General features: G+C 39.2%; 13 protein-coding genes. 7 read left to right on the forward strand and 6 right to left on the reverse strand.

What is annotated here, in order from left to right; genetic code table 11:
- Positions 1 to 62 precede the first annotated feature (62 nt).
- Together E4S40_RS16035 and E4S40_RS16040 are read left to right on the forward strand one after the other, a co-directional pair.
- A complete protein-coding gene (locus tag E4S40_RS16035; protein WP_135076597.1) occupies positions 63 to 995 on the forward strand; it encodes a UDP-glucuronic acid decarboxylase family protein in 933 nt (310 codons plus the stop codon).
- A gap of 218 nt (positions 996 to 1,213) precedes the next feature.
- Positions 1,214 to 2,734, forward strand: a complete 1,521-nt coding sequence (locus E4S40_RS16040; RefSeq protein ID WP_135076600.1) for a M20/M25/M40 family metallo-hydrolase — start codon at positions 1,214 to 1,216, stop codon at positions 2,732 to 2,734.
- 2 nt (positions 2,735 to 2,736) lie between these two features.
- On the opposite strand, the gene E4S40_RS16045 is transcribed toward E4S40_RS16040, so the two are convergent.
- Positions 2,737 to 3,441: an NUDIX hydrolase gene (locus E4S40_RS16045; protein ID WP_135076603.1), complete on the reverse strand. Its 705-nt coding sequence runs from the start codon at positions 3,439 to 3,441 to the stop codon at positions 2,737 to 2,739.
- 87 nt (positions 3,442 to 3,528) lie between these two features.
- On the opposite strand from E4S40_RS16045, the gene E4S40_RS16050 reads away from it, so the two are divergent.
- Positions 3,529 to 5,169, forward strand: a complete 1,641-nt coding sequence (locus E4S40_RS16050) for a carboxylesterase/lipase family protein (protein ID WP_135076606.1) — start codon at positions 3,529 to 3,531, stop codon at positions 5,167 to 5,169.
- 29 nt (positions 5,170 to 5,198) lie between these two features.
- Here E4S40_RS16050 and E4S40_RS16055 read toward each other — a convergent pair whose 3' ends face one another.
- Positions 5,199 to 7,457, reverse strand: a complete 2,259-nt coding sequence (locus tag E4S40_RS16055) for a helix-turn-helix domain-containing protein (protein WP_135076609.1) — start codon at positions 7,455 to 7,457, stop codon at positions 5,199 to 5,201.
- Positions 7,458 to 7,545: 88 nt separating this feature from the next.
- Positions 7,546 to 9,177: an AsmA family protein gene (locus tag E4S40_RS16060; RefSeq protein ID WP_135076612.1), complete on the reverse strand. Its 1,632-nt coding sequence runs from the start codon at positions 9,175 to 9,177 to the stop codon at positions 7,546 to 7,548.
- A 49-nt stretch (positions 9,178 to 9,226) separates the two neighbouring features.
- Here E4S40_RS16060 and E4S40_RS16065 point away from each other — a divergent pair, with 49 nt between their 5' ends.
- The 4 genes from E4S40_RS16065 (at position 9,227) to E4S40_RS16080 (ending at position 18,405) form a co-directional block, all read left to right on the forward strand.
- Positions 9,227 to 10,039 (forward strand): endonuclease/exonuclease/phosphatase family protein, encoded by an 813-nt coding sequence (locus tag E4S40_RS16065; RefSeq protein ID WP_135076615.1) that lies wholly within the window; start codon positions 9,227 to 9,229, stop codon positions 10,037 to 10,039.
- Positions 10,036 to 10,884, forward strand: a complete 849-nt coding sequence (locus E4S40_RS16070; protein WP_135076618.1) for a 3-keto-disaccharide hydrolase — start codon at positions 10,036 to 10,038, stop codon at positions 10,882 to 10,884. The genes E4S40_RS16065 and E4S40_RS16070 overlap by 4 nt, the downstream gene beginning before the upstream one ends.
- A gap of 183 nt (positions 10,885 to 11,067) precedes the next feature.
- Positions 11,068 to 13,266 carry a carotenoid oxygenase family protein gene (locus E4S40_RS16075; RefSeq protein ID WP_135076621.1) on the forward strand — a complete coding sequence of 733 codons (2,199 nt, stop codon included), beginning with the start codon at positions 11,068 to 11,070 and terminating at the stop codon, positions 13,264 to 13,266.
- Positions 13,267 to 18,405 carry an adenylate/guanylate cyclase domain-containing protein gene (locus tag E4S40_RS16080; protein ID WP_135076624.1) on the forward strand — a complete coding sequence of 1,713 codons (5,139 nt, stop codon included), beginning with the start codon at positions 13,267 to 13,269 and terminating at the stop codon, positions 18,403 to 18,405.
- Here the strand turns inward: E4S40_RS16080 and E4S40_RS16085 are convergent.
- The 3 genes from E4S40_RS16085 to E4S40_RS16095 form a co-directional block, all read right to left on the reverse strand.
- On the reverse strand, positions 18,402 to 19,814 hold the full coding sequence (locus E4S40_RS16085) for a Gfo/Idh/MocA family protein (RefSeq protein ID WP_135076627.1): 1,413 nt from the start codon (positions 19,812 to 19,814) through the stop codon (positions 18,402 to 18,404). The genes E4S40_RS16080 and E4S40_RS16085 overlap by 4 nt on opposite strands.
- A gap of 138 nt (positions 19,815 to 19,952) precedes the next feature.
- The gene (locus E4S40_RS16090) at positions 19,953 to 20,162 is read right to left on the reverse strand and encodes a YgaP family membrane protein (RefSeq protein WP_135076630.1); all 210 of its coding nucleotides are present in this window, start codon (positions 20,160 to 20,162) and stop codon (positions 19,953 to 19,955) included.
- A gap of 176 nt (positions 20,163 to 20,338) precedes the next feature.
- The gene (locus tag E4S40_RS16095; RefSeq protein WP_135076633.1) at positions 20,339 to 21,556 is read right to left on the reverse strand and encodes a bifunctional alpha/beta hydrolase/OsmC family protein; all 1,218 of its coding nucleotides are present in this window, start codon (positions 21,554 to 21,556) and stop codon (positions 20,339 to 20,341) included.
- Between the last annotated feature and the right edge of the window lies 1 nt (position 21,557).

Below are 21,557 nucleotides of genomic sequence, written 5' to 3' on the forward strand. Positions count from 1 at the left end.
CTATTCATCTATTTAAAAACATTTATTTATTTTGGCTGAGAAATTTTGAAGATAAAAGATTAATGAAACGAATTTTAGTAAGTGGTGGTGGAGGATTCCTAGGAAGCCACCTTTGTGAGCGATTGCTCAAAGAGGGAAATGAAGTACTTTGTGTGGATAATTTTTTTACAGGTAATCGAAGAAACATCCACCATCTATTAGACAATAAAAACTTCGAACTTCTAAGACATGACATCACCCACCCCCTATTTGTGGAGGTTGATGAAATATATAATCTAGCATGTCCTGCTTCTCCTATCCATTATCAATTTGACCCTGTTCAAACCACCAAGACTTCGGTCATAGGTGCCATGAATATGCTTGGTTTGGCTAAGCGACTAAAAATCAAGGTTCTCCAAGCAAGTACCTCAGAAGTTTATGGAGATCCTGAAATTCATCCACAGCCTGAATCATATCGAGGCAATGTGAATACCCTTGGTCCAAGGGCTTGCTATGACGAAGGAAAACGATGTGCTGAAACTTTGTTTTTTGATTACCATAGACAACATGGAGTCCCTATCAAAGTGATGCGAATTTTCAATACCTACGGGCCTAGAATGCACCCAAATGATGGACGGGTAGTCAGCAATTTCATTGTTCAGGCTCTAAAGGGAGAAGACATCACAATCTATGGTGACGGAAAGCAAACCCGGTCTTTTTGCTATGTAGACGATTTAATCGAAGGGATGTATAGGTTAATGAATTCCAAAGATGGATTTACCGGACCTGTGAATATCGGTAACCCAGGAGAATTCACCATGTTGGAATTGGCAAACCTTGTACTTGAACTTACAGATAGCAAGAGTAAACTCATATTCCTTCCTCTACCTCAAGATGACCCAATGCAAAGAAAGCCGGTGATTGATTTGGCAAAGAAAGAATTGGGATGGGAGCCTACTATTCCACTTCGAGAAGGACTTGTAAAAACAATTGAATACTTCAAAGGGATAATTTAATCCCACAAGAATAAATAGAGAATCCTGCTTTTCCCGAGGCAGGATTTTTTATTGAATTCAAGCTCCATCTAAACAAATCATTTTGTACCAAGCTTTGATTTTTCTAATTTCCAAAAATTATCACCCACTAAATCGAGCTAAGCGAAAAAAGCATGAAAGTGTGAGTTTCATAAACTTTGCTTGATAAAATTCAACCATCGAACATAACTATCCATCAGATGAAAAAACTGGTTTTACTCTTCCTTTTTCCTATCTGTTCCATAGGTCTTTCTCAAACAATCCCTTCAAAAGATATTCTAAAATCTTGGACCGATGAGCATTGGCAACACGGCTTAAATCTCCTTGAAGAGATTGTCCAAATCCCAAATGATGCCTTTTACCCGGAACAGATCGAAGCAAATATCAAGTGGTGTGAGGAACAGTTTTCAACCAGAAACTGGACCTCAGAAAGACTGGAAACAGGAGGTATTCCCATTTTATTGGCTAAAAAGGAAAATCCAAAATCAAATAAAACCATCTTATTCTATTTTCATATTGATGGCCAAGCAGTTGACCGAAGCAAATGGGATCAGCCTGATCCTTACAAACCAGTTTTGAAAGAAAGAGATGCAAATGGGGAATGGAAAACGATAGATATTGAAAGACTTCAATCTGAATACAACCCAGAATGGAGAATTTTTGCGAGGTCTACTTCTGATGACAAAGGACCTTTTGCTATGTTTTTAACTGCTTGGGATGCACTTGTTGATAAAAACATTGAGCCAGATTATTCCATTAAAATCATCTTGGACTTTGAGGAAGAACAAGGCTCACCACGACTTCCTCAAGCTGTTTTAGACTACAAGGAAAAACTTCAAGCCGACATCATGCTAATTATGGACGGCCCACGTCACATTTCCAATCAACCTACATTAACTTATGGTGCGAGGGGAATTGCTGAGATGACATTGACTACCTATGGTCCTAAATTACCCCAACATAGTGGGCATTTTGGAAATTATGCCCCGAACCCTGCCTTCTTACTTGCTCAACTTTTGGCCAGTATGAAGGATGAAAATGGACGAGTAAGTATTCCTGGATATTATGATGGAATAGCGTTTACGGAAAAAGAAAAAGCCATTTTAGAGGCCGTTCCGGATGATGAAAAAACTATTCAAACACGATTGGGAATAGGTCGTACCGATCAAGTAGGCAATACCTATCAAGAAAGCATTCAATACCCTTCCCTGAATATTCGAGGAATGGAATCGGCATGGGTAGGACCTGAGGCCCGTACCATCGTACCAGCTACAGCTATGGCTGAAATTGATATTCGATTAGTCCCAGAATCAGATCCAAAGCGATTATTTACTTTGATCCAAAACCACATTGAACAGCAGGGATTCAAAATTTTGGATCATGATCCAAGCGATGAAGAGCGGATGAAATATCCCAAGATCGTAAAAATGGAAAGTAAAATCTCTTATCAAGCTTTCCGAACTTCTATGGAATCGCCTGCGGGAGAATGGCTACGGTCTGCCATGTACCGGGCTTTCGGTGAAGAGCCTGTTCAAATCAGAATTTCAGGAGGAAGTATTCCTATTTCACCCTTTGTGGATGCACTCAATATCCCAGCAGTGACGATACCAACTGTCAATTCTGACAATAATCAGCACAGCCCTAATGAAAATATTCGCCTAGGAAACTACCGAGAAGGAATTCAAACTATTTTGAGTGTTTTGACCCAACCCTTGAATTAGAATTAAACTTTCTTCTTCAAACTGTAAAGGTATGGAGCTTTATGGGAGCCTCCCGAATAAAGCTTTTCATGCCTTTCCAAAATCCCAAGACTAAGAATTTTCCGCTGAAAATTAGCTCGATTTAGCTTCTCCCCTAAAATAGCTTCATAAACTTGCTGCAATTCCTTCATGGTGAAGCGTTCTGGAAGGAGATTTACGGATAATAGCTTTTGATCCAAGTGAGTGCGAAGATGATCAAGAGCCTTTTTTACGATGAAATTATGATCAAATAGTAGTTCAGGAATTTCATCTACACCATACCAATTTATGGAATCTGACAAGGCATCTGGCGTAGGTTCAACTTTATCGTAGTCTATCAAAGCATAATATCCAACCGAAATAAATCGATCCAGCAACCAATGATCATCGGCAATATCTTTATCATGAGCAGTTAGAATTTTTTTCATGATTTCAGGTTGAACTCGCTCCAAGGAACCAAAAGTGTAAAACTGTTCCAAAAAGATTTGATCTAATCCGGTTCGTTCGCGAAGCCCTCGTTTTACGGCCTCATCAAGAGGTTCATCTACTTTGACAAAACCACCGGGAAGTGCTAGCCAACCAGTTTTATGGTATTCAATTAAAAGAATTTTCAGCTTTTCACCTGAAAAACCAAAAATCACAGAATCATATGCTATATGCGGGAGATATCCCGATGTATTAAATGCCATGAAGATTGAAAATTTCCTCAAATAAATAGGATTTCAGCCAAAATGCAATTACTATTGTTTCAAACAGAAACAATAAACCCAGCAAGGATGAAAAAGACAATCCTAGTGTTTATCCTCGTGCTTACGCAAATGACACTTCACTTTCCAAGCTTTAGCCAAGGAAGCAATGGTTTTCCTGTACAAAAAACCATCAAAGCCGGTACCATTGAAGGAATTTTCGATACAAAAACCGGCATACAAAAATATTTGGGAATACCCTATGGGCAGGCTCCTATTGGTCCATTACGTTGGAAAGCTCCTTTACCAGCGAAGAGTTGGAATGGAGTAAAGGAAGCAAAGGGATTTGGGCCAAGAGCTATTCAAGCTCCCATTTTTGGTGATATGAGTTTCAGATCAGATGGAATCAGTGAAGATTGTCTCTATTTAAATGTCTGGAGCCCAGCAAAAAGAAATGAATCTGGACTTCCTGTTTTGGTTTATTTCTATGGAGGGGGATTTGTAGCTGGAGATGGAAGTGAGCCTAGATATGATGGGGAAAGTATGGCCCAAAAAGGCATTGTAGTCGTGACAGTGAATTATCGCTTAGGGCTATTCGGGTTCTTTGCTCATCCTGAATTATCGGCTGAAACTGATTACAAAGGTTCCGGAAATTACGGACTCATGGATCAAAGCTTGGCTTTAAAGTGGGTTCAGGAAAATATTTCCGCCTTTGGGGGTGATCCCAAAAAAGTAACCATTGCAGGGGAATCGGCAGGATCTATTTCAGTCAGCTACCAAATGGCTTCTCCCCTTTCAAGAGATCTAATTGCCGGGGCTATTGGTGAAAGCGGTGCAGGAATTAACCCTACCCTAGCTCCAGTTTCATTGGAAGAGGCGGAAGCTACCGGAAAGGAATTCTTAGAAAAGGCAGGAATTTCTTCCTTGGCTGAATTGAGAAATCTCTCTACGCAAGAGTTGTATGAAATCTATCAAGAATCCGGAAGATTTGGTTTTCCAGTCGTGATTGATGGATATTTTCTACCTAAAACTCTTCCTGAAATTTTTGAAGCTGGTGAGCAAGCCCAAGTACCCCTCCTAGCTGGATGGAATTCAGCAGAAATTCCAGGCATGGCTTTTATGCAAGGAAAGCCTTACACAAAAGAAGCCTTCATTGAGAAAGTGAAAGAAGTATATCCAGAAAGCTGGGAAGAAGTATTGGCGCTTCATCCACATGGAACAATGCAAGAGGTGGAGCAGTCAGCAACTGATTTGGCTTCAGACCGATTTATTGCCTATAGCACTTGGAAATGGCTGGACCTTCATTCAAAAAATTCGGATCAACCTGTCTATCGCTATCTCTACAGCAAATTACGTCCCCCTTTGAGAGACGCTAACCTAATGCCCGGATTGGCTGGAGGAACCATGGAAAGAAATGGACAGGAAGCTCCCAAAGCCATTGGTGCCCCTCATGCCTGTGAAATTGAATATGCTATGGGTAATCTTCCCATCGTAAAGGATTATGCTTGGGAAAAAGATGACTACATCGTATCTGAGACTTTCCAGAATTACTTCGCCAACTTCATCAAAACAGGAAATCCAAATGGCGAAAACCTACCTAAATGGGAAAAGGTTAAAAAGAATTCCAGTAACCCAAGCTTCATCAATATTGATGTGGTAACTAAGTTGGAAAAATCAACTGTCGAAGAACGTTATCACTTTCATGACCGTTTTTATGGAAATGTCAAATAAACAGAAAAAGGAGCTTTAGGCTCCTTTTTTTAGGTATTCTTTGTTCCAGCGAAAACCATTTTCAAGGTCCCGTAATCGTACTTCCCTTTGAAATGCTCTCTTAATTCCTTCATCCCCTTTATTTTTTCCGAACTACCCAAAATCTCCAAAATCACCTCAGTAGGCAAGCAATCTTCCAAATCAATTCGTCCAAAAGCAATTCCTTCTGCTAAATGTGATTTGATGGTTGATTCAGCAAGCCCTCGCGCCAATGCGATTTCAGGAATTGATTTCCCTGATTCGAAAAGCTCCATCGTAATTTCAAGGGAATCCCCTTTTTGTCTTTTTGGTTTAGGGCTGCTTGCTTTCCTTTTTCCCGTTTTGGACTTAATCTCTTTAAGTCTTTCATCGGCATAAACTTTTGCATCTTCGATTAACCTCTTTCGGATTCTAACCAAATCTTGTTCAACAGTTTCCATTTTTGAGGAGATTTTTCCAGAAAATAGCTCATCTAAAATCAGTTTGATTTTTTTGATCTGTCCGATTTTCTGAAAGCAAAACTGCTCAAGCGATTCCAAGCCCTGGAAGTATTTTTTGGTTTTGGAAAAATGAGAAACCATCGCCATCTGTTCAATGAGACGCTTTAATATGGCTAATAGCTTTTCTTCATAATAGTCTGAGCCTTTTTGTAATCTTTCTAAAAGCATTTCCTTATTTCCTGCCGAGAGTAAATGCAAAAGTTGATTTTGAAAACGGCTAGAGTTCACTAATTCACTCTGAATTTGTTCCTTTACCCAAGGAAGGGCTGTCTGCATTTGTTCATCCTCAAACTCAAAACTCGACTCTTGATCCTTTTGAAAGTGGGTTAATTCTTTCAGGAAAGGCTCAAAATCAAAGGTCTCTTGAGTGATTTTTTGTAAGTATCGCTCGCGATGAATTTCTAATAATTCGTTGAGTCTTTTCTGAGCTTTTGCTGAAATAGAAAAATCAACTACCGCCCGATCAGAAAACAATAAATCAGATTGAACCCTACTTCGTAAAATTAAGCCGTCTAAACTTCTCAATCGACTTAGAGCTACATAAACTTGCCCTGGAGCAAAAGCTTCTCCAACATCAATGATTGCCTTATCAAATGTCAACCCCTGACTTTTATGCACTGTCACAGCCCAAGCTAATTTGACTGGATAATGACTAAAAGTTCCGATCACTTCCTCATCCAATTCCTGCGTGGATGAATTGATGACATATTTTTTATTTTCCCAGATTTCCTTTCGCAAAGTAAACTGCCCTCGTTCTCCATCCATTTTGACATTTATTGAATCCTCATCCAAGGAGGTAACCGTGGCTAGTTTCCCATTAAAATACAGGCCCATTCCCGAGCTGTCATTTTTGATAAACATAATTCTGGCACCCACCCGTAATTCCAGTTTTTCAGGAATGGGAAATAAAGATTCAGGGAAATCACCCCAAATTTCGGCTGAGTAAAATGAAGATCCTCCGGACAAATTCTGAAGTTCCCGAGAATTAATCTGATTTGCCTTATAATTATGCGTTGTAAGTGTAATGCAATCGCTAATAGATTGAATTTCTTTTTCAGACCGATAATGCCTATTCAATAGCCGAATATCCTCGGAAGTGACTTGATTCTCTCTCAGGTGATTGAGCACTTGGATAAATTCATCGTCTTCCTGACGGAAAATTTTATCCAACTCCAAGTAAACCATCCCGGATTGCTGAAGCGCTTTTGCTTCAAAAAAATGCATTGATGGATAAAACTTCCGAAGAATCTGCCAATCCTGATCCTTTACAATTGGAGGGAGCTGATACAAATCCCCTATCAACAGGACTTGGACGCCTCCGAAAGGTTCGCGGAAATTCCCTTTGACACTTTTCATTCGGTAATCTATCGCATCTAGCACATCTGACCGCAACATACTCACCTCATCTATCACCAAAAGATCCAATGACCGTAGAACGCTCTTTCTAATTTGATTCAAGGGGTGTTTCCTAGCAAGCGTGCTCTGAGTATAAAACCCATATTGATCAGTGAAATTGCCCTCAGGCTCTCTAACTGGCAAAAAACTTCCTAGGGGAAGTAAAAATTGAGAATGGATTGTCACTCCTTTTGCATGCAAAGCAGCTATCCCTGTTGGAGCGACTACGATATAGTTTTTGTAGGTATGAGAGGCAAGTTCCCGTAAGAAAGTAGTTTTTCCTGTCCCGGCTTTTCCTGTCAGAAAAATCGGTGCTGAAGTTTGATTGATAAATTGTGCGGCAATCTTTAGTTTGTCCTCTGAAAAATCATTCATAGAACTAATTTAAAAACGAGGGTCATTACAAACTAATCTTTTTTGACAAATTTAAATTTTATAAGCCTCAGATTAGAACCAAGCCCTATTACTTTTTAGATTTTGTCTTTGGTTTCTTCCCTTGATTTTCATTTAAAAATATCCTCGTCACACCAGAAGGAATGATTTCCATAATGCCCTCTTTACTTGTTTCCCAAATGAAATTAAATGGACCTCGATAAACATTCCTAGTCGATTGATAGGTAGCTATTCTATAATTTTTCGCATCGGGCAAATTGTTCGTGCGCAAAGCCATGTTACCGGCTAAAGTGGCAAATTTGTTAACATTACCAGATTCTCCTTTTTTCCCAATCTCAATCTGAAAATCCTCATAATCAAAGGTTAAGGTATTTTGAGCTGAATATTCTGTGGCCTCCATTTGAAGTTCAAATTTGTGAAGCATCCCCGAGTTAATTTTTACTCCTGCAAGAGGCTCCGTTACTTCAGTCAGCTTATTTAAATCAACAGGAGACAGAGATAAATTCAGGCGAAATTCTTCCTTATCATATGGCACATGAATAGTTGCATTGACAGGAGTATGTCCCATAAAATCCGCCTGAAGCTGAACTCGCATTTCCCTTTGCTTTCGAAGGGAATCTACAGTTACAAAGCCTTCAATCCGGGCATTTAAATTATCAAACCGAATTAAACCAGGCATTTCTTTTCCACTTCCAATTTCCAAATAATCCAAACGGCTGTTTTTAATCAAAACTGTATCTAAATCAACTGGAAAAGGGATACTTCCCATTAAACCGACAAAAAGTTTTTTAGTGGATTCCACAGGCCGTGGTTTATTCTTATTCCTCAAATCCACAAAAACCAAACTATCCAAGGTTAATTTTTTCGCTATGACAGACCATTGTCCGTAAACATCACTACTCGCATCAATTTCATGAAGGCTCAAACTTTTCAAATCAAAATTCAAAATGTCTTCTTGGTGCTCTACTCGCTTTGATACATCAATGAGGTCATCGGAATATTTAAACGAAACATTTTCTACTTGTATTGATTGTCCCAAAAGATCAAAACTCATCTCTCCTATCCGAAGCATTTTGTCTTCGCCCAGTTCTAATTCAAGATTTTTCAAACTGGTTTTAATCTCCTCCAATTCAAATGGAACAAGATGGGTCAGTATCCTCCTATCAGTTTGTATACCAGTTGCATAAATATCCAGATCGGTAAACCCTCCTATTCGTCTCATTTCTTCTTCCCCATCATACAAATCAGCTTTTCCATTAATTAAATGAAGATTTTTGATCTCACCCCGCCTTACGATATCTCCAAAAAAAGATTGAAATGCCTGAGAGCTTTTTTTTCCATCAGATTGCCTGTCTTTCAAGGTCAATTGAAAAACTGGATTGTAAAGAATGATTTCACCAATGATTAATTCTTTTGAGGAGAAATAGTCCCAAACGTGGAAGTCATTTAACAGGATTTTCTCCAAACTTCCCTGAATCGAAGAGGCTTCGTCAGGTTTCAAGGGAATTACTGTAATCCTTTCTAATTGGACACGCTGCCTCAAAAGGCTCACATCAATATCTTCAAAATTTAAGTCATAAGACCGATCAGGATTTTTATTGATTTCAGTTTGTATTCGATCACTAATCGTCGAGGAAATATAAAAACCAGCCCCAAAAAAGATCACTAAGAATAAGCCTAGCCCAAAAAGAATTCTTTTCATGGATAAAATTTAATCAGATATTTATAAAAGCAAGCTATTAATCAGAGAGATGAAGAACCAACCACCCTATTTCATTAACTTATTTTTAATTTTCTTTTTCACAGTTGGATTCTCTCTTTCTCTCATGGCTCAAGATCAAAGCCTTCGTATTCTTACCTATAATATTTACCATGGAGAAAACCCCTATGCTCCTGGCAAGACTAATTTAGACTCCATCGCCAAGCTCATTAAGGAGTTAAATCCTGATATCGTGGCTCTTCAGGAAGTGGATAGTATGACTGGAAGATCAGAAAGTTTGTATGGTAGAAAAGTGAACCTGGTTGATGAATTAGCTCAAAAAACCGGAATGAAAGGATTTTTCGCCAAAGCTATGGATTATTCCCAAGGCGGTTATGGAGAAGGATTACTTGTAAAAAACTCCATGCAATTTCTTCGTCAACCCCTACCTATTCCTGTGGGAGGCGAACCTAGAGCAGCAGCATGGACTTCCATCGAACTAGGGAATCAAACCATTTGGATGGGAGGCACACATCTTTGCCATCAATTTGAAGCCAATCGATCAGCCCAAGTCCAATCAATTTTGGATTTTGCGGAAAGTAAAAACACTCCAACTATTTGGATGGGAGATTTAAATTTCTCCCCACAGAACAATGAATATCAGTTGATTAACGACAAATGGCAGGACGCAGCAAAAATTGCTGATAATGAATCCCCAACCTATCAATCATCTTCTGAAGAAGGACGTATTGATTACGTATGGTTCTCTAAAAACCACTTTGAACTTGTACGATACGAGGTTATCCATGTACCTTATTCAGATCATTTCCCTATCCTAGTAGAATTAAAATTAATCACCCCATGAAAAATACTCTAAGCCTAATCCTATTGGGTTTGATAACAATTGCCTGCGCTCAGCCTGCTAAAGAAACTGGAGTTGAATGGAAGGAACTCTTTAATGGGAAGGATTTAAAGGATTGGCGTATTAAAATCCGAAATCATGATTTGGATGAAAATTTTGCAAACACCTTTCGAGTGGAAGATGGATTTCTTAGTGTTCGATATGATGGTTATGAGGCATTTGATCAACAGTTTGGCCATATTTTCTACAAAGAGCCTTTTTCCTATTATTTACTTCAGGTAGAATACAGATTTATCGGAGATCAAGCCTCAGGAGGGGAAGGTTGGGCTTGGCGAAATAGCGGTGCCATGCTTCATTCTCAAGACCCGGCGACCATGTTAAAGAGCCAGGATTTCCCTATTTCCATCGAGGGTCAATTCCTAGGAGGAAACGGAACCGATGAGCGATCGACTTGTAATCTTTGCACTCCAGGTACAAATGTAGTATTGGCTGACACCCTATTCACTCCACACTGCATCAATTCAAATTCAAAAACCTATCACGGTGATCAGTGGGTTCAGGCAAATTTCATTGTCCTTGGATCTGAAGAAGTTCAACACTTGGTTGGAATAGATACTGTTTTCAGCTATTTCCAACCCCAAATTGGAGGTGGAATGGTAAATCCTGTAGATTCATCAGTCAAAAAAGATGGAAAACTTTTGGAATCAGGATACATCGCTTTGCAAAGCGAAAGTCACCCAATTGATTTCAGAAGAGTGGCAATAATAGACCTTTCTCCCTACAAAAATGACCGAGAAAAAATGAACGAACTGGTTAATCGGGCTTTATCAATAAAAACTTTAAAATGATGATTAGTATTACTCAATAATTATCAAATTCTTATTTGCAATTATATTTTTCAAAGAATTCAAGGCTTCATTTTAGAAAATTTGATTTTACTGATTGAAAATTTTTAGCAGTAAAATTTCAATTTACCCAAAAATTAGGCTAGATTTTACTAGAAATTTTTCTTAACACTAGCCTGATTCTTAATGATTTTCAAAAAAATCTGGAATGCTTTCCTTCGCATTTTTGGAAAAGGAGCGTCCATACCAGCCCATTCCCCTACACACGAACCTTTACTAAAAACCTCCAACAAGGAGATCAAAGGTACTTTAAAAGTTATCGAAGGCAATTTACCTTCTGATATTTATGGGGTATTCAATGTTTCACTTCCTGTTGGTTCAGTTAATTCTGAAGGCCTGCCTTTTCCAGAAAAAACTAAAGAAGGAAAACATAATCCGGAATACGGTTCCCCCATTATGAATGGAGATGGAATGGTGATTCAAGTAGACTTCAATCAAGCGGAACCATTCATTCAATCCAAAATAATGAAAACCCCTTGCTACTATGCAGATCTAGCCACCAAGCAAGGAACACCACACCATGGATTGATGGGCTTCCACAATATGGGGATTACCCGAATGAGCATGGTCTTTGGTGCTAGAAATGAATTAAACACTGCCACACAGCCTGTAAAATTTAAAGGTCAAAAAACTGGAAGTCTAATGGCAACCTATGATGTTGGCCGTCCTTACTTATTGGATTCCCAGTCTTTGGTATTGATTACTCCCATGGGAAAATGCAGTGAATGGATGACTGCAGAACCTCCTATGGTTCCTTGGCCATTTGGGATCGTTCAAACCTCGGCTCATCCAATTTTTGATCCTGTTACCCAAGAAGTTTTTACAGTGAACTATTCGCGGGATAAAGGATCCTTTACCCATCTTGAACAAACCCTCCATCATCTTAAGCACAATAGAGATTCATTTAAAGAAAAACTCGAAAAATTGGCGAATGACCTTGTCGATCATGAGGATGACAAGCATGTACATAGTCAAGTCAGTACTTTTTTCCAAGATTTAAATACACATGTAGAAGGAAATCCACATGATACAGACGAGCCTAAGGGTGATGTATTTATGTATTTATTGGGTTGGAATGGGGATGGTCCTGTCGTTCATTGGGATCTTGAAGATCAAAATGGAGACAAACTAGCCATCTATGAATGCATGCATCAGATGGGAATCACCAAAGATTTTATTATCCTGACCGACTGTTCATTCAAATTTGCTTTGGATCTTTTGTTTGACAATCCTTTCCCTGAAAGCAAATTAATTGAACGCTTGATTCGGAGATTGGGAACGGTGAAAATGGAACCATTTACGACTGTTTATCTCGTTAAGCGGGCAGATTTAGATCCTAAAAAAGAAAAGGTCACGGCATACCGACTTGAAGGACCTATTCCTTTGGAAACAATTCACTATAGTTGTGATTATTCGAATCCTGATGGAGTCATCACCCTCTATGGGGTACATAATGCAGCAACTTGTATTGCCGAATGGGTACGAACCTTTGATCGTAGAGCAATAGATAAGAAACCTGTTGATCCTGATTACTATTCCCTATTTGCAGTAGGCAGTATGGATATAAGCCGATTAGGTAAGTGGAAAATCGACTCCAAAACTCTAAAAGTAATTGAAGAAGAGAGTCAGGTGTATGAGGATCCTGGGAATTATAAAGAAGCCAATTTAGGTCCAAATACCTGGACTATTGTTCTTTATACCTATCGAGATATCCTTTCCGCCGAAAAAGTAGTTCCTACTATCAAGCAATTTTGGTATGTAAGTGATGGGACGCAACCTGACCTTTTAACAGAGTTCGTTTACAATCTTTATAAAAAATACCCTCACCGAAAACTTTCCTTGGATGAAATCAAAGATGCAACGAGACGAGAACTTCCTTTCAGCATCACGCGTGTCAATTTAGAAAGCATGCAACCTGAGGATTATTACCAATGCGATAAGAAAACCTACATCAGAGGAATTCATTTCATTCCAAAGAAAACTCCTACCCCTTCTGTTCCTGAAGAACTAGACGGATACCTTTTCTGCCCAACTCAAGTAGGACATGAACAGACCGATGGGGATTGGAAGTATACAAGTGAGTTTTGGGTTTTCGACGCTACCTCCATTTCAAAAGGCCCTATTTGCAAGCTAGCAAGCGATGATATCAAATTCGCTTTTACCCTTCATACTTCTTGGATGCCGGAAAGTGGTCCTTCCGATCAAAGCTACAAAATATCAACCCGGGATGATTACGATGAAGTAATCAATAACCTCGGAATTAAAGCTGAAAAAAAATTCTTGAAGGAATTCTTTGAAGAAAATATTTACCCTCATTTCAAGTAAATGTTAAAAGAAATTGGTGATATCCATTCCCTGAAACTGCTTTATGAAAGTAACCGCAGTAAACTCTTCACCGGAAGTAATGAAGGGGGTGAAAATATTTTGATTAAAGAGGATCTAACAGGGGATTTGGGGCGCTTGCATAACGAGGCAATGATCGCCAATCGATCGACTCATGCAGGTTTCAATCCTCAAGTAATCCTATACAATAGCCGGGTTGTCATGGTCCGGGAATTTCTACAGGGAAAATCACTCAATGAGATCATTGAAAAAAAGCCCTTATCCATCGACAGCTTTCTTCATTATGGTATCAAAATTTGTCATCAGCTTCAGGAAATCCATGCAACAGGGACGCTTCATAATGATCTGAACCCTAGGAATATCATCATAGATGAGAAGGAAGATTCGTGTAGGTTAATCGATTTTGAGTTTGGAACATCCATTCAAAATCTAGAATTACAATTCGAACCCCTAAGCACTATTTCCGGAACCATCGAATACATTTCTCCTGAACAAACAGGAAGAATGAATCGAAAACTCGATCAGCGAAGTGATTACTATTCTCTGGGAGCAACCTTCTATGAAATGCTTACGGGACAACCTCCGTTTGAAGGGGATGATATTTTGGCAATCATCCATTGCCACTTAGCTATTCAGCCCATTCCTCCAAGCAAGCTAAACCCAGAGGTCCCTGCATTTATAGATAAGATTGTTTTAAAACTTTTGGCAAAAAATGCAGAGGAACGCTATCAATCCATCCCTGGACTTTTGGCGGATTTAAATCTTTGTGAACTTCAGTTGAAGAAGAATGGAAAAATTCAGGATGCCCAACCAGGTCTTACTGATATTGCTTCCAAGCTTCATATAAGTCAGCACCTTTACGGAAGAGACAAAGAGGTAACAATTTTGAAAGCCCACTTTGCCGATGCCTGTCTAGGTAAAAAAATATTGATGACAATTGGAGGCTTCAGCGGAGTAGGAAAAAGTGTACTTTGCCAAGAACTATATAAAGAAGTCTCTGTACAGAATGGGCTTTTTCTTTCAGGAGCTTTCGATGTATTGGATCGTCAAACTCCTTACTTAGCCTTTATCAAGGCTTTCCGTCAATTTGCCGATTGGCTGATGGCAGAATCCCAGGGAGTGCAGCAGTACTGGGCCAAAAAACTAAATCGAGATTTAAAAGGCTTAGGGCAAATTATCGTCGATATGGCTCCTAAGATGCGTTTTATTCTTCCCCCACAACCTGAGCTCGTTAGCTTGACCGGTTTTGAAAATCAACAGCGCGTTCAGTTTACCATCAATGCCTTTCTACAAAGTCTAGCCTCAGAAGACACCCCTTTGGTGCTATTTCTAGATGATTACCAATGGGCAAATGAGGCTTCTATTGAGTTATTGAAAAGCCTATTCAATAATTATAATTTGACCCATTTAATGGTTTTGGTGGCCTACCGGGATAATGAAACGCCGGAATTCCACCCTTTTTCTCAGGCAATTCGGACAATCAAATCCAACAACCTCGATGAGAATCATCTCCGGATTGAAGAAATTCACCTTCAACCTTTAAGTGAACAACATGTTGGAAAATTGATATCTGACACCCTCAAGTTGGAGTCTTTAGAGGTTGCTGAATTGGCAGAACTGATCTATTCAAAAACCAAGGGGAATCCATTTTCCATTAATAAGTTTTTGGAATCACTTTACAAAAACAAATTACTGGAGTTTGACTACACCAAAAACAAATGGACCTGGAGTATCAAAAAAATTCAATCTCAGAATTTAAGTGATGATATCGTAGAATTACTCCTACTTAGAATTCGAGAACTACCAGAAAATGAGCTACAAGTAATAAAGGCTGCCTCTGTCTTTGGGATGGAATTTTCCCTCCATCAATTAGCCATTATCACAGGGAAATCCACTACAGAGATCCACTCATTCCTTTGGCCATTAATTCAGGAAGGATCCCTAATTCCTCTAGGAAATGACTACAAATTCATTCCGGAATACTATGGTGAAACAAATCGGGATTTTCATTTCCGCTTTGCTCATGCCAGAATCCAACAAGCAGTTTATGCATTATTGGAATCATCAGAAAAATCACGTTTTCACTTTGAAGTAGGTCAGATTTACCTTCAAAAATTAAGTGAAAAGGAAATTGAGGAGCGCCCCATTGAAATTGCTCTTCATTATTCTTTGGGGTATAAAGAAATCTCAAAATCAAAAAATAAAGAAGAAATCGGATGGCTGCTCCTGAAGGCAGGTAAAAAATCAGCTGAATCCGCCTCTTTTGAAGGCGCATTAAATTTCACTGAGATCGCTTTTGAACTTCTTGGTAAGAAGTTGAAGAAATCCCAGAAATTTCAACTTTTATTGGAGGGATTAGAGTATTCCTACCTTTTAAAAGACACTGAAAAACAGGAAAAATTCGAAAAACTAGCCTTCGATGAAGCAGAAACCCTGGTTGAAAGAGTCTTAGTCAATGAAGTAATTGTTCGCTGTCTTGGGTTTGCAAATTTACCTAAAAAAGCGGTTGTAATCGCTCAAAAAGCCTTGGCAGAAGTTGAGATTACTATTCCTGAAAAGGCCAGCAAACTTCAGGTCATGTATCATGCGATCATGATTCAGGTTTTGATCCCGAGGAAGAAACTATTGAAAATCAAAGATATTCCAGAAACCAAAGATCCATTGGCATTAGCCACCTTTAAACTGTTGCTTGCGGCGCTTTCCTCCTACTTTTTTGTCAATATTTCAACCTATCCAATTTTGATTTTTCAGATGCTAAAACTCACGATTAAAAAAGGGATGGCGCCAGAATCTGTAGTGGGGATCGCCTCCTATGGATTAATCTTGACTACAGCACTGAAAAAACCTGCTGACGGATATGAGGTGGTCAATAACTCCATGGAATTGCTGAATATGCCGGATCGGATGAAATATGCAGCTACGATTAACATGATGTATGTGTCCTTCACCTCCCATATCAAAAACAATATCGTGGATAGTATTCCGCTCACCTACGAAGGATATCTAAAAGGATTAGAGTATGGAAATATGGAATATGCTTGCTGGAATCTCTTTTTCAGTACTGCAATTAAATTCCATGTGGGTTTTGAATATAGAGCCCAATTAGAGGAAGCCATTGAAACCGAAAAATTTTCTATCCAATACAATTTTTCCAATCAAGCTGCAATTACTCAAGTAATCGAAAAGTGCTTGGCAGTGCATATTTCTGATGAAAAAGAAATCGAAGCAGAATTAAAAGGACTTCCGAAAAAACTGGAGGAGAATTTTAGAACAGCTGAAAGAGAATCCAATCATATCTATCTCCTTTCCTATTTTGGATACCTTGGCGCGACGAATCTGTTTTTTGGTAAATACAGTGAGGCTTTTGAATACTATGAGCATTTACCTCTTCATATTAAGGATCAACCCAACTCTTTTTTTATAAACTATTACAAGATCAACCGGGCTATCAACGCGGTCTTTTTGATGAATCAAATCCGGGATGAAAAATTCCGTGGAGTTAATTTGAAAGACATCGTCAGTGAAACAATTGATGAGCTTAAATACCTCTCCAAATTAAACCCTGTCTCTTACGGACCATACATGTCTTTACTTAAAGCTGGAATGGATTATCAGATTCATCAGCAATTGGATGTAGAGACTATGGAAAACAGTATCAGTCAGCTTAAAGAATTGCACCACCCAAGGTATTATATCCTTTTTGCAGAATTGCTTAGCATACTTTTCAAGTATGAGAAAAATCCCCGCCATGAGTATTGGAGAAATCAGGCAGCTTCTGAATCAAGAAGGATCGGTGTAGAGGCTAAATCCATTCGATTGCTTCAAGAGGAGGATGAAGATTCAGGACAGCACGCAGTAAAAGAAAAAATCAAAAGAGGATCAGTATCTTCCAGTGAAATTGGGCAGATAGACACTAAAACCTTGGTCAAAACCATGGAGGCATTGGTGAGCGAAATCAAGCTAGAAGCTTTGCTTGAAAAACTGATCACCTACGCCATGGAAAATACAGGCGCCCAAGAAGGACATTTTTTGATCAATCGGGAAGGAAAATGGATTTTGGAAGTTTCTACAATTGCCAATCATCAATTACACACTCATTTTCCAAAAGTTGAACTGGAAGAGACAACAGAAGTAAGCGCTGCCATAATCAACTATTCAAAAGCGAGTAAGGAGCCTCTTTTAATTGAAGATGCTTTACTTTCTCAGCCATTTGACACTGATCCAATTGTAAGGGAAAAATCCCTACGGTCGGTCTTGTGTATTCCATTTATCAATCAGTCGAAAATTTCAGGTATTATTTATCTAACCCACTCTTTGACAAAAAATGCCTTTTCCAAGGAACAGATTTCGCTCATGCGCTTGATGGCAGCACAAATAGGTGGAGTTATCGAAAATGCCCTTCTCTATGAGAACATGGAGCGGCTTGTGGCAGAAAGAACCCGGGAATTGGAAGTGGAAAAGCAAAAAAGTGATTCCTTGCTCCTTAATATTCTTCCAAAAGAAATCGCGTCTGAATTGATCGAAAAAGGAAAAGCATCTGCAAGACTACATGAAAAAGTCTCGGTGATGTTTGTGGATATTAAAGACTTCACACGCATTGCTCAACGGATGAATCCGGATGAGTTGGTTCAAAATCTTCAGGTATTCTTTACCAAGTTTGACGAGATCATGGATAAGTATGGCATCGAAAAGATCAAAACAATCGGTGATGCCTATATGGCTGCAGGTGGTATCCCTAGCCCGACGGAAGATCATGCTTATCAAATTACAGAAGCAGCCCGTGAAATCCTTCTTTTTTCAGAGGAATTCAATGAGAAAAGTGCTTTAGAAAACAAACCCATTTTTAACGTACGAATAGGTATTCATATCGGACCGGTGGTAGCTGGAGTAGTAGGACATCGTAAGTTTGCTTACGACATTTGGGGAGATACAGTGAATATTGCCTCCCGAATGGAAAGCAATTCTGAAACTGGAAAAATCAACGTTTCCGAGGATTTTTATAACACTATTAAGGATAAATACAGCTGTGAGTTCCGAGGCGAAATAGATGTAAAAAATAAAGGGATGATGAATATGTATTTCATTCACCACCCCAAAGATTCTAACCATGTTGAGACTTAAACCCGGACTTTGGTAGTACCTCCTCCAGCTAAAGTAACCGGAACCGGTTGATTAGATTTCCAACTACCACCTGTAAAATCTGGCACATCAATGGAATTCGAACGATTGGCAACCGACCACTCGCTCAATGGACTAATACAGCTCCACAATGCTGCATCGTAAACATCCTGATCCAATGGAAGCCCATTTCTCAAACAATCTATCAATCGCCAATCCATCATAAAGTCCATCCCTCCATGTCCCCCAATTTGCTTAGCTAATTCACCGACTTTTTGAACAATTTCAGGGGTATATTTCTTCTCCAATTCTTTCATTTCCTCTTCTTTCATCCAGCTATGACCTTTTGCTACTCGCGGTTGAGGATATTTTTGAGCATAGCCTTCCGTCCCACTCACTACATGTAAGCGACTATACGGACGAGTGGAGGTAACATCATGCTGAATCATAATGGATTTCCCCAGTTTAGTTTTTACCACTGTGGTATTCATATTTCCACGATAGGACTTAGAAGCAAATTCTGTCCAGAAAATATCCTGTTCTGCCAATTCCTCGGCTTTCCTTTTCATCTGAAAATCATTGGAACTCAAGGAAGTCAAATAGTCCATTTGATCGCCTCTATTCACGTTTAGAATTTGGCAAATGGGCCCTAATCCATGGGTTGGGTATAAATTCCCATTACGGTAATTCTCGCGAAGTCTCCACATATTTTGATAGCCAGTATCCTTATCAAAATTCAACCAAAGCAAATCGTGGATGTAGGCACCTTCCACATGAACCACTTCCCCAAAGAATCCTTCTCGAGCCATTTTTAAGGTCATCAATTCAAAGAAATCATAGCAGCAATTCTCCAATTGCATGCAGTGTTTTTTGGTTCGCTCTGAGGTCTCTACCAATTGCCAGCACTCATCCAAAGTCCGAGCTGCCGGAACCTCTACGGCCGCATGCTTTCCTGCTTCCATCGCATATACTGCCATCGGAGTATGCCATTCCCAAGGTGTAGCGATATAAATCAAATCCAAATCTGGACGATCACACATTTTCTTCCAGGCATAAGTACTCCCTGAATAAAGCTCGGGCTGATGAACTGTTCCGGCGAGTGACTGCTTGGCTTTTTCTGCCCGTTCGGGTAAGAGATCGCACAAAGCTTTGATCTCCACACCTTCTATTTTGCTAAGCCTATCTACAGCACCTGGTCCTCGCATACCAAGCCCCACAATACCAACTCGTACGGTCTCGAGTTTGGGAGCTGCATAGCCGCACATATTAAATACCTGTTCACGCGAATTTCCATATTGCGCTTCCCAAGGCAAAAGAGATGAAGACTGAGAGACTACATTTCCTAGCCCAAAAAATCCCATGCCAGCTGCACTAGCAGATTTTAGAAACTCCCTTCTTCGATTGGATTTCATAGTGATTTGGATTGGTTTAGCGATCTATTTAAGAAAAAAACTGTAAAAGTCTAAATGCTATTTGACCAATACCCAAACAAAAAAACCGGAGACAACTTATCTCCGGCCTTTCCCAAAACTATTACGCATTATCTAAGTCTATTCGCCTGTACGCTTACAAGTATTTAATCCTAATGGCTTGTATAATGGACAAAATCCCACAAAACTGGTCAAGGTAAATACAACACCAACTACCAGTGCAATTATTCCTACTGTTCCTACAAGTACTTCTGAGAAGTATAACCCGATTAACACCGCTGCTATAACAAGTCTAACAGCTCTATCGGTATTACCCATATTTTTTTTCATGGCCTTTTGGGTTAAATGATTGGAAATGAATTAAATAATATGTTGAAGGTCCACAATTTCCTATGGTAATACCATGACAAAAGTCACAGATAGAACTGATTTTCAAATTCATGCAAAAAATTCTATCTCTCTTTTAAAAAATTCCTTCGAAAAATTCTGTTTGGCAGAAAAATGTATCAATTGATCAATTCTGTTTTTATTAAAATATCATCTTCCAAAGTCCGATGAACAGGACATCGATTAGCGATCTCAAGTAGCCTTTGCCGCTGCTCAAAATCAAGATCTCCTTCTAATGAAATCCGACGGGTAAACTGACTAACCTTGGATTCAGGCTTTTCTGAATGTTCAGAATCTTCCCGATGAACTCGTTCATGGTTAAGGTAAACAGTAACTTCCTTCAAGGGCCATTTTTTACGCTCGGAATACATTTTTAAAGTCATCGCTGTACAACTTCCCAAAGAAGCCATCAAAAAATCATAGGGAGTAGGACCCAAATTCTTACCCCCTACTTCAATCGGTTCATCCCCAATCAAGTGATGGTGTGGGGTTTTAATTTCAGTCGTATAACCATCACCTGCACTTAACCTTACCATAACGGGATGGCCTTGGGTTTCATTCTCCTTCTTTGGGCTCAAGGGCACATATCGCATGCTCCAGGAAGCCACCAATTGGCCAATATAGATTGCATCCGATTCTTTGGAAATCAAATGATCTGCCCCATCCAATGAAACAAAACTTTTGGGATGAAATGCTGATTCATAAATCTCTTGAGCATTTGCAATTTCAACCGCTTTATCTTGAGGAGAGTGTAAAATCAAAAGGGATTTCTTAAGTCCTTTAAGTAGTGCCTTTAAAGGTTCTTTTTCCAAGTCTTTCACGAAATCATTCCCCACAAAAAAAGGCTTACCTCCAATTGAAACAGGAATTTTTTCTTTTGGAAATTTATTTTTTTCTGAATTGGAGGAAAGAGCTTTCACGTGATCAGGATCTGCCGGGGCACTAATGGTCACTAAAGCGGAAACTGATGGGATCGAGGCTGCCGCATGCAAAACAGCGGTCCCGCCTAAGGAATGACCAAGTAATAATTTTGGTCCATCGAAATGCCTTTCCAAATAGGTCGCAGCATCAATCAAATCTGAAATATTTGAACTGAATTCAGTTCCGGAACCATTTTCTTCTTGAGATTTGATCCCTGTAAAGTCAAAACTTAAAACAGCGATTCCTTCGTTGGATAAAGCCCTTGAAATCGTACTGATGGCAGAAAAATTTTTAGAGCAGGTGAAACAATGAGCGAAAATGGCAAAAAATAAAGGTTGACTGTCAAGTGGGTGGTACAAATTGGCCTTTAAGTTTATACCATTTCGATTTTTAAAAATGATTTCTTTAGGGTCCATG

This window comes from Algoriphagus kandeliae (genome assembly GCF_004571135.1).
Taxonomy (GTDB): Bacteria; Bacteroidota; Bacteroidia; order Cytophagales; family Cyclobacteriaceae; genus Algoriphagus; species Algoriphagus kandeliae.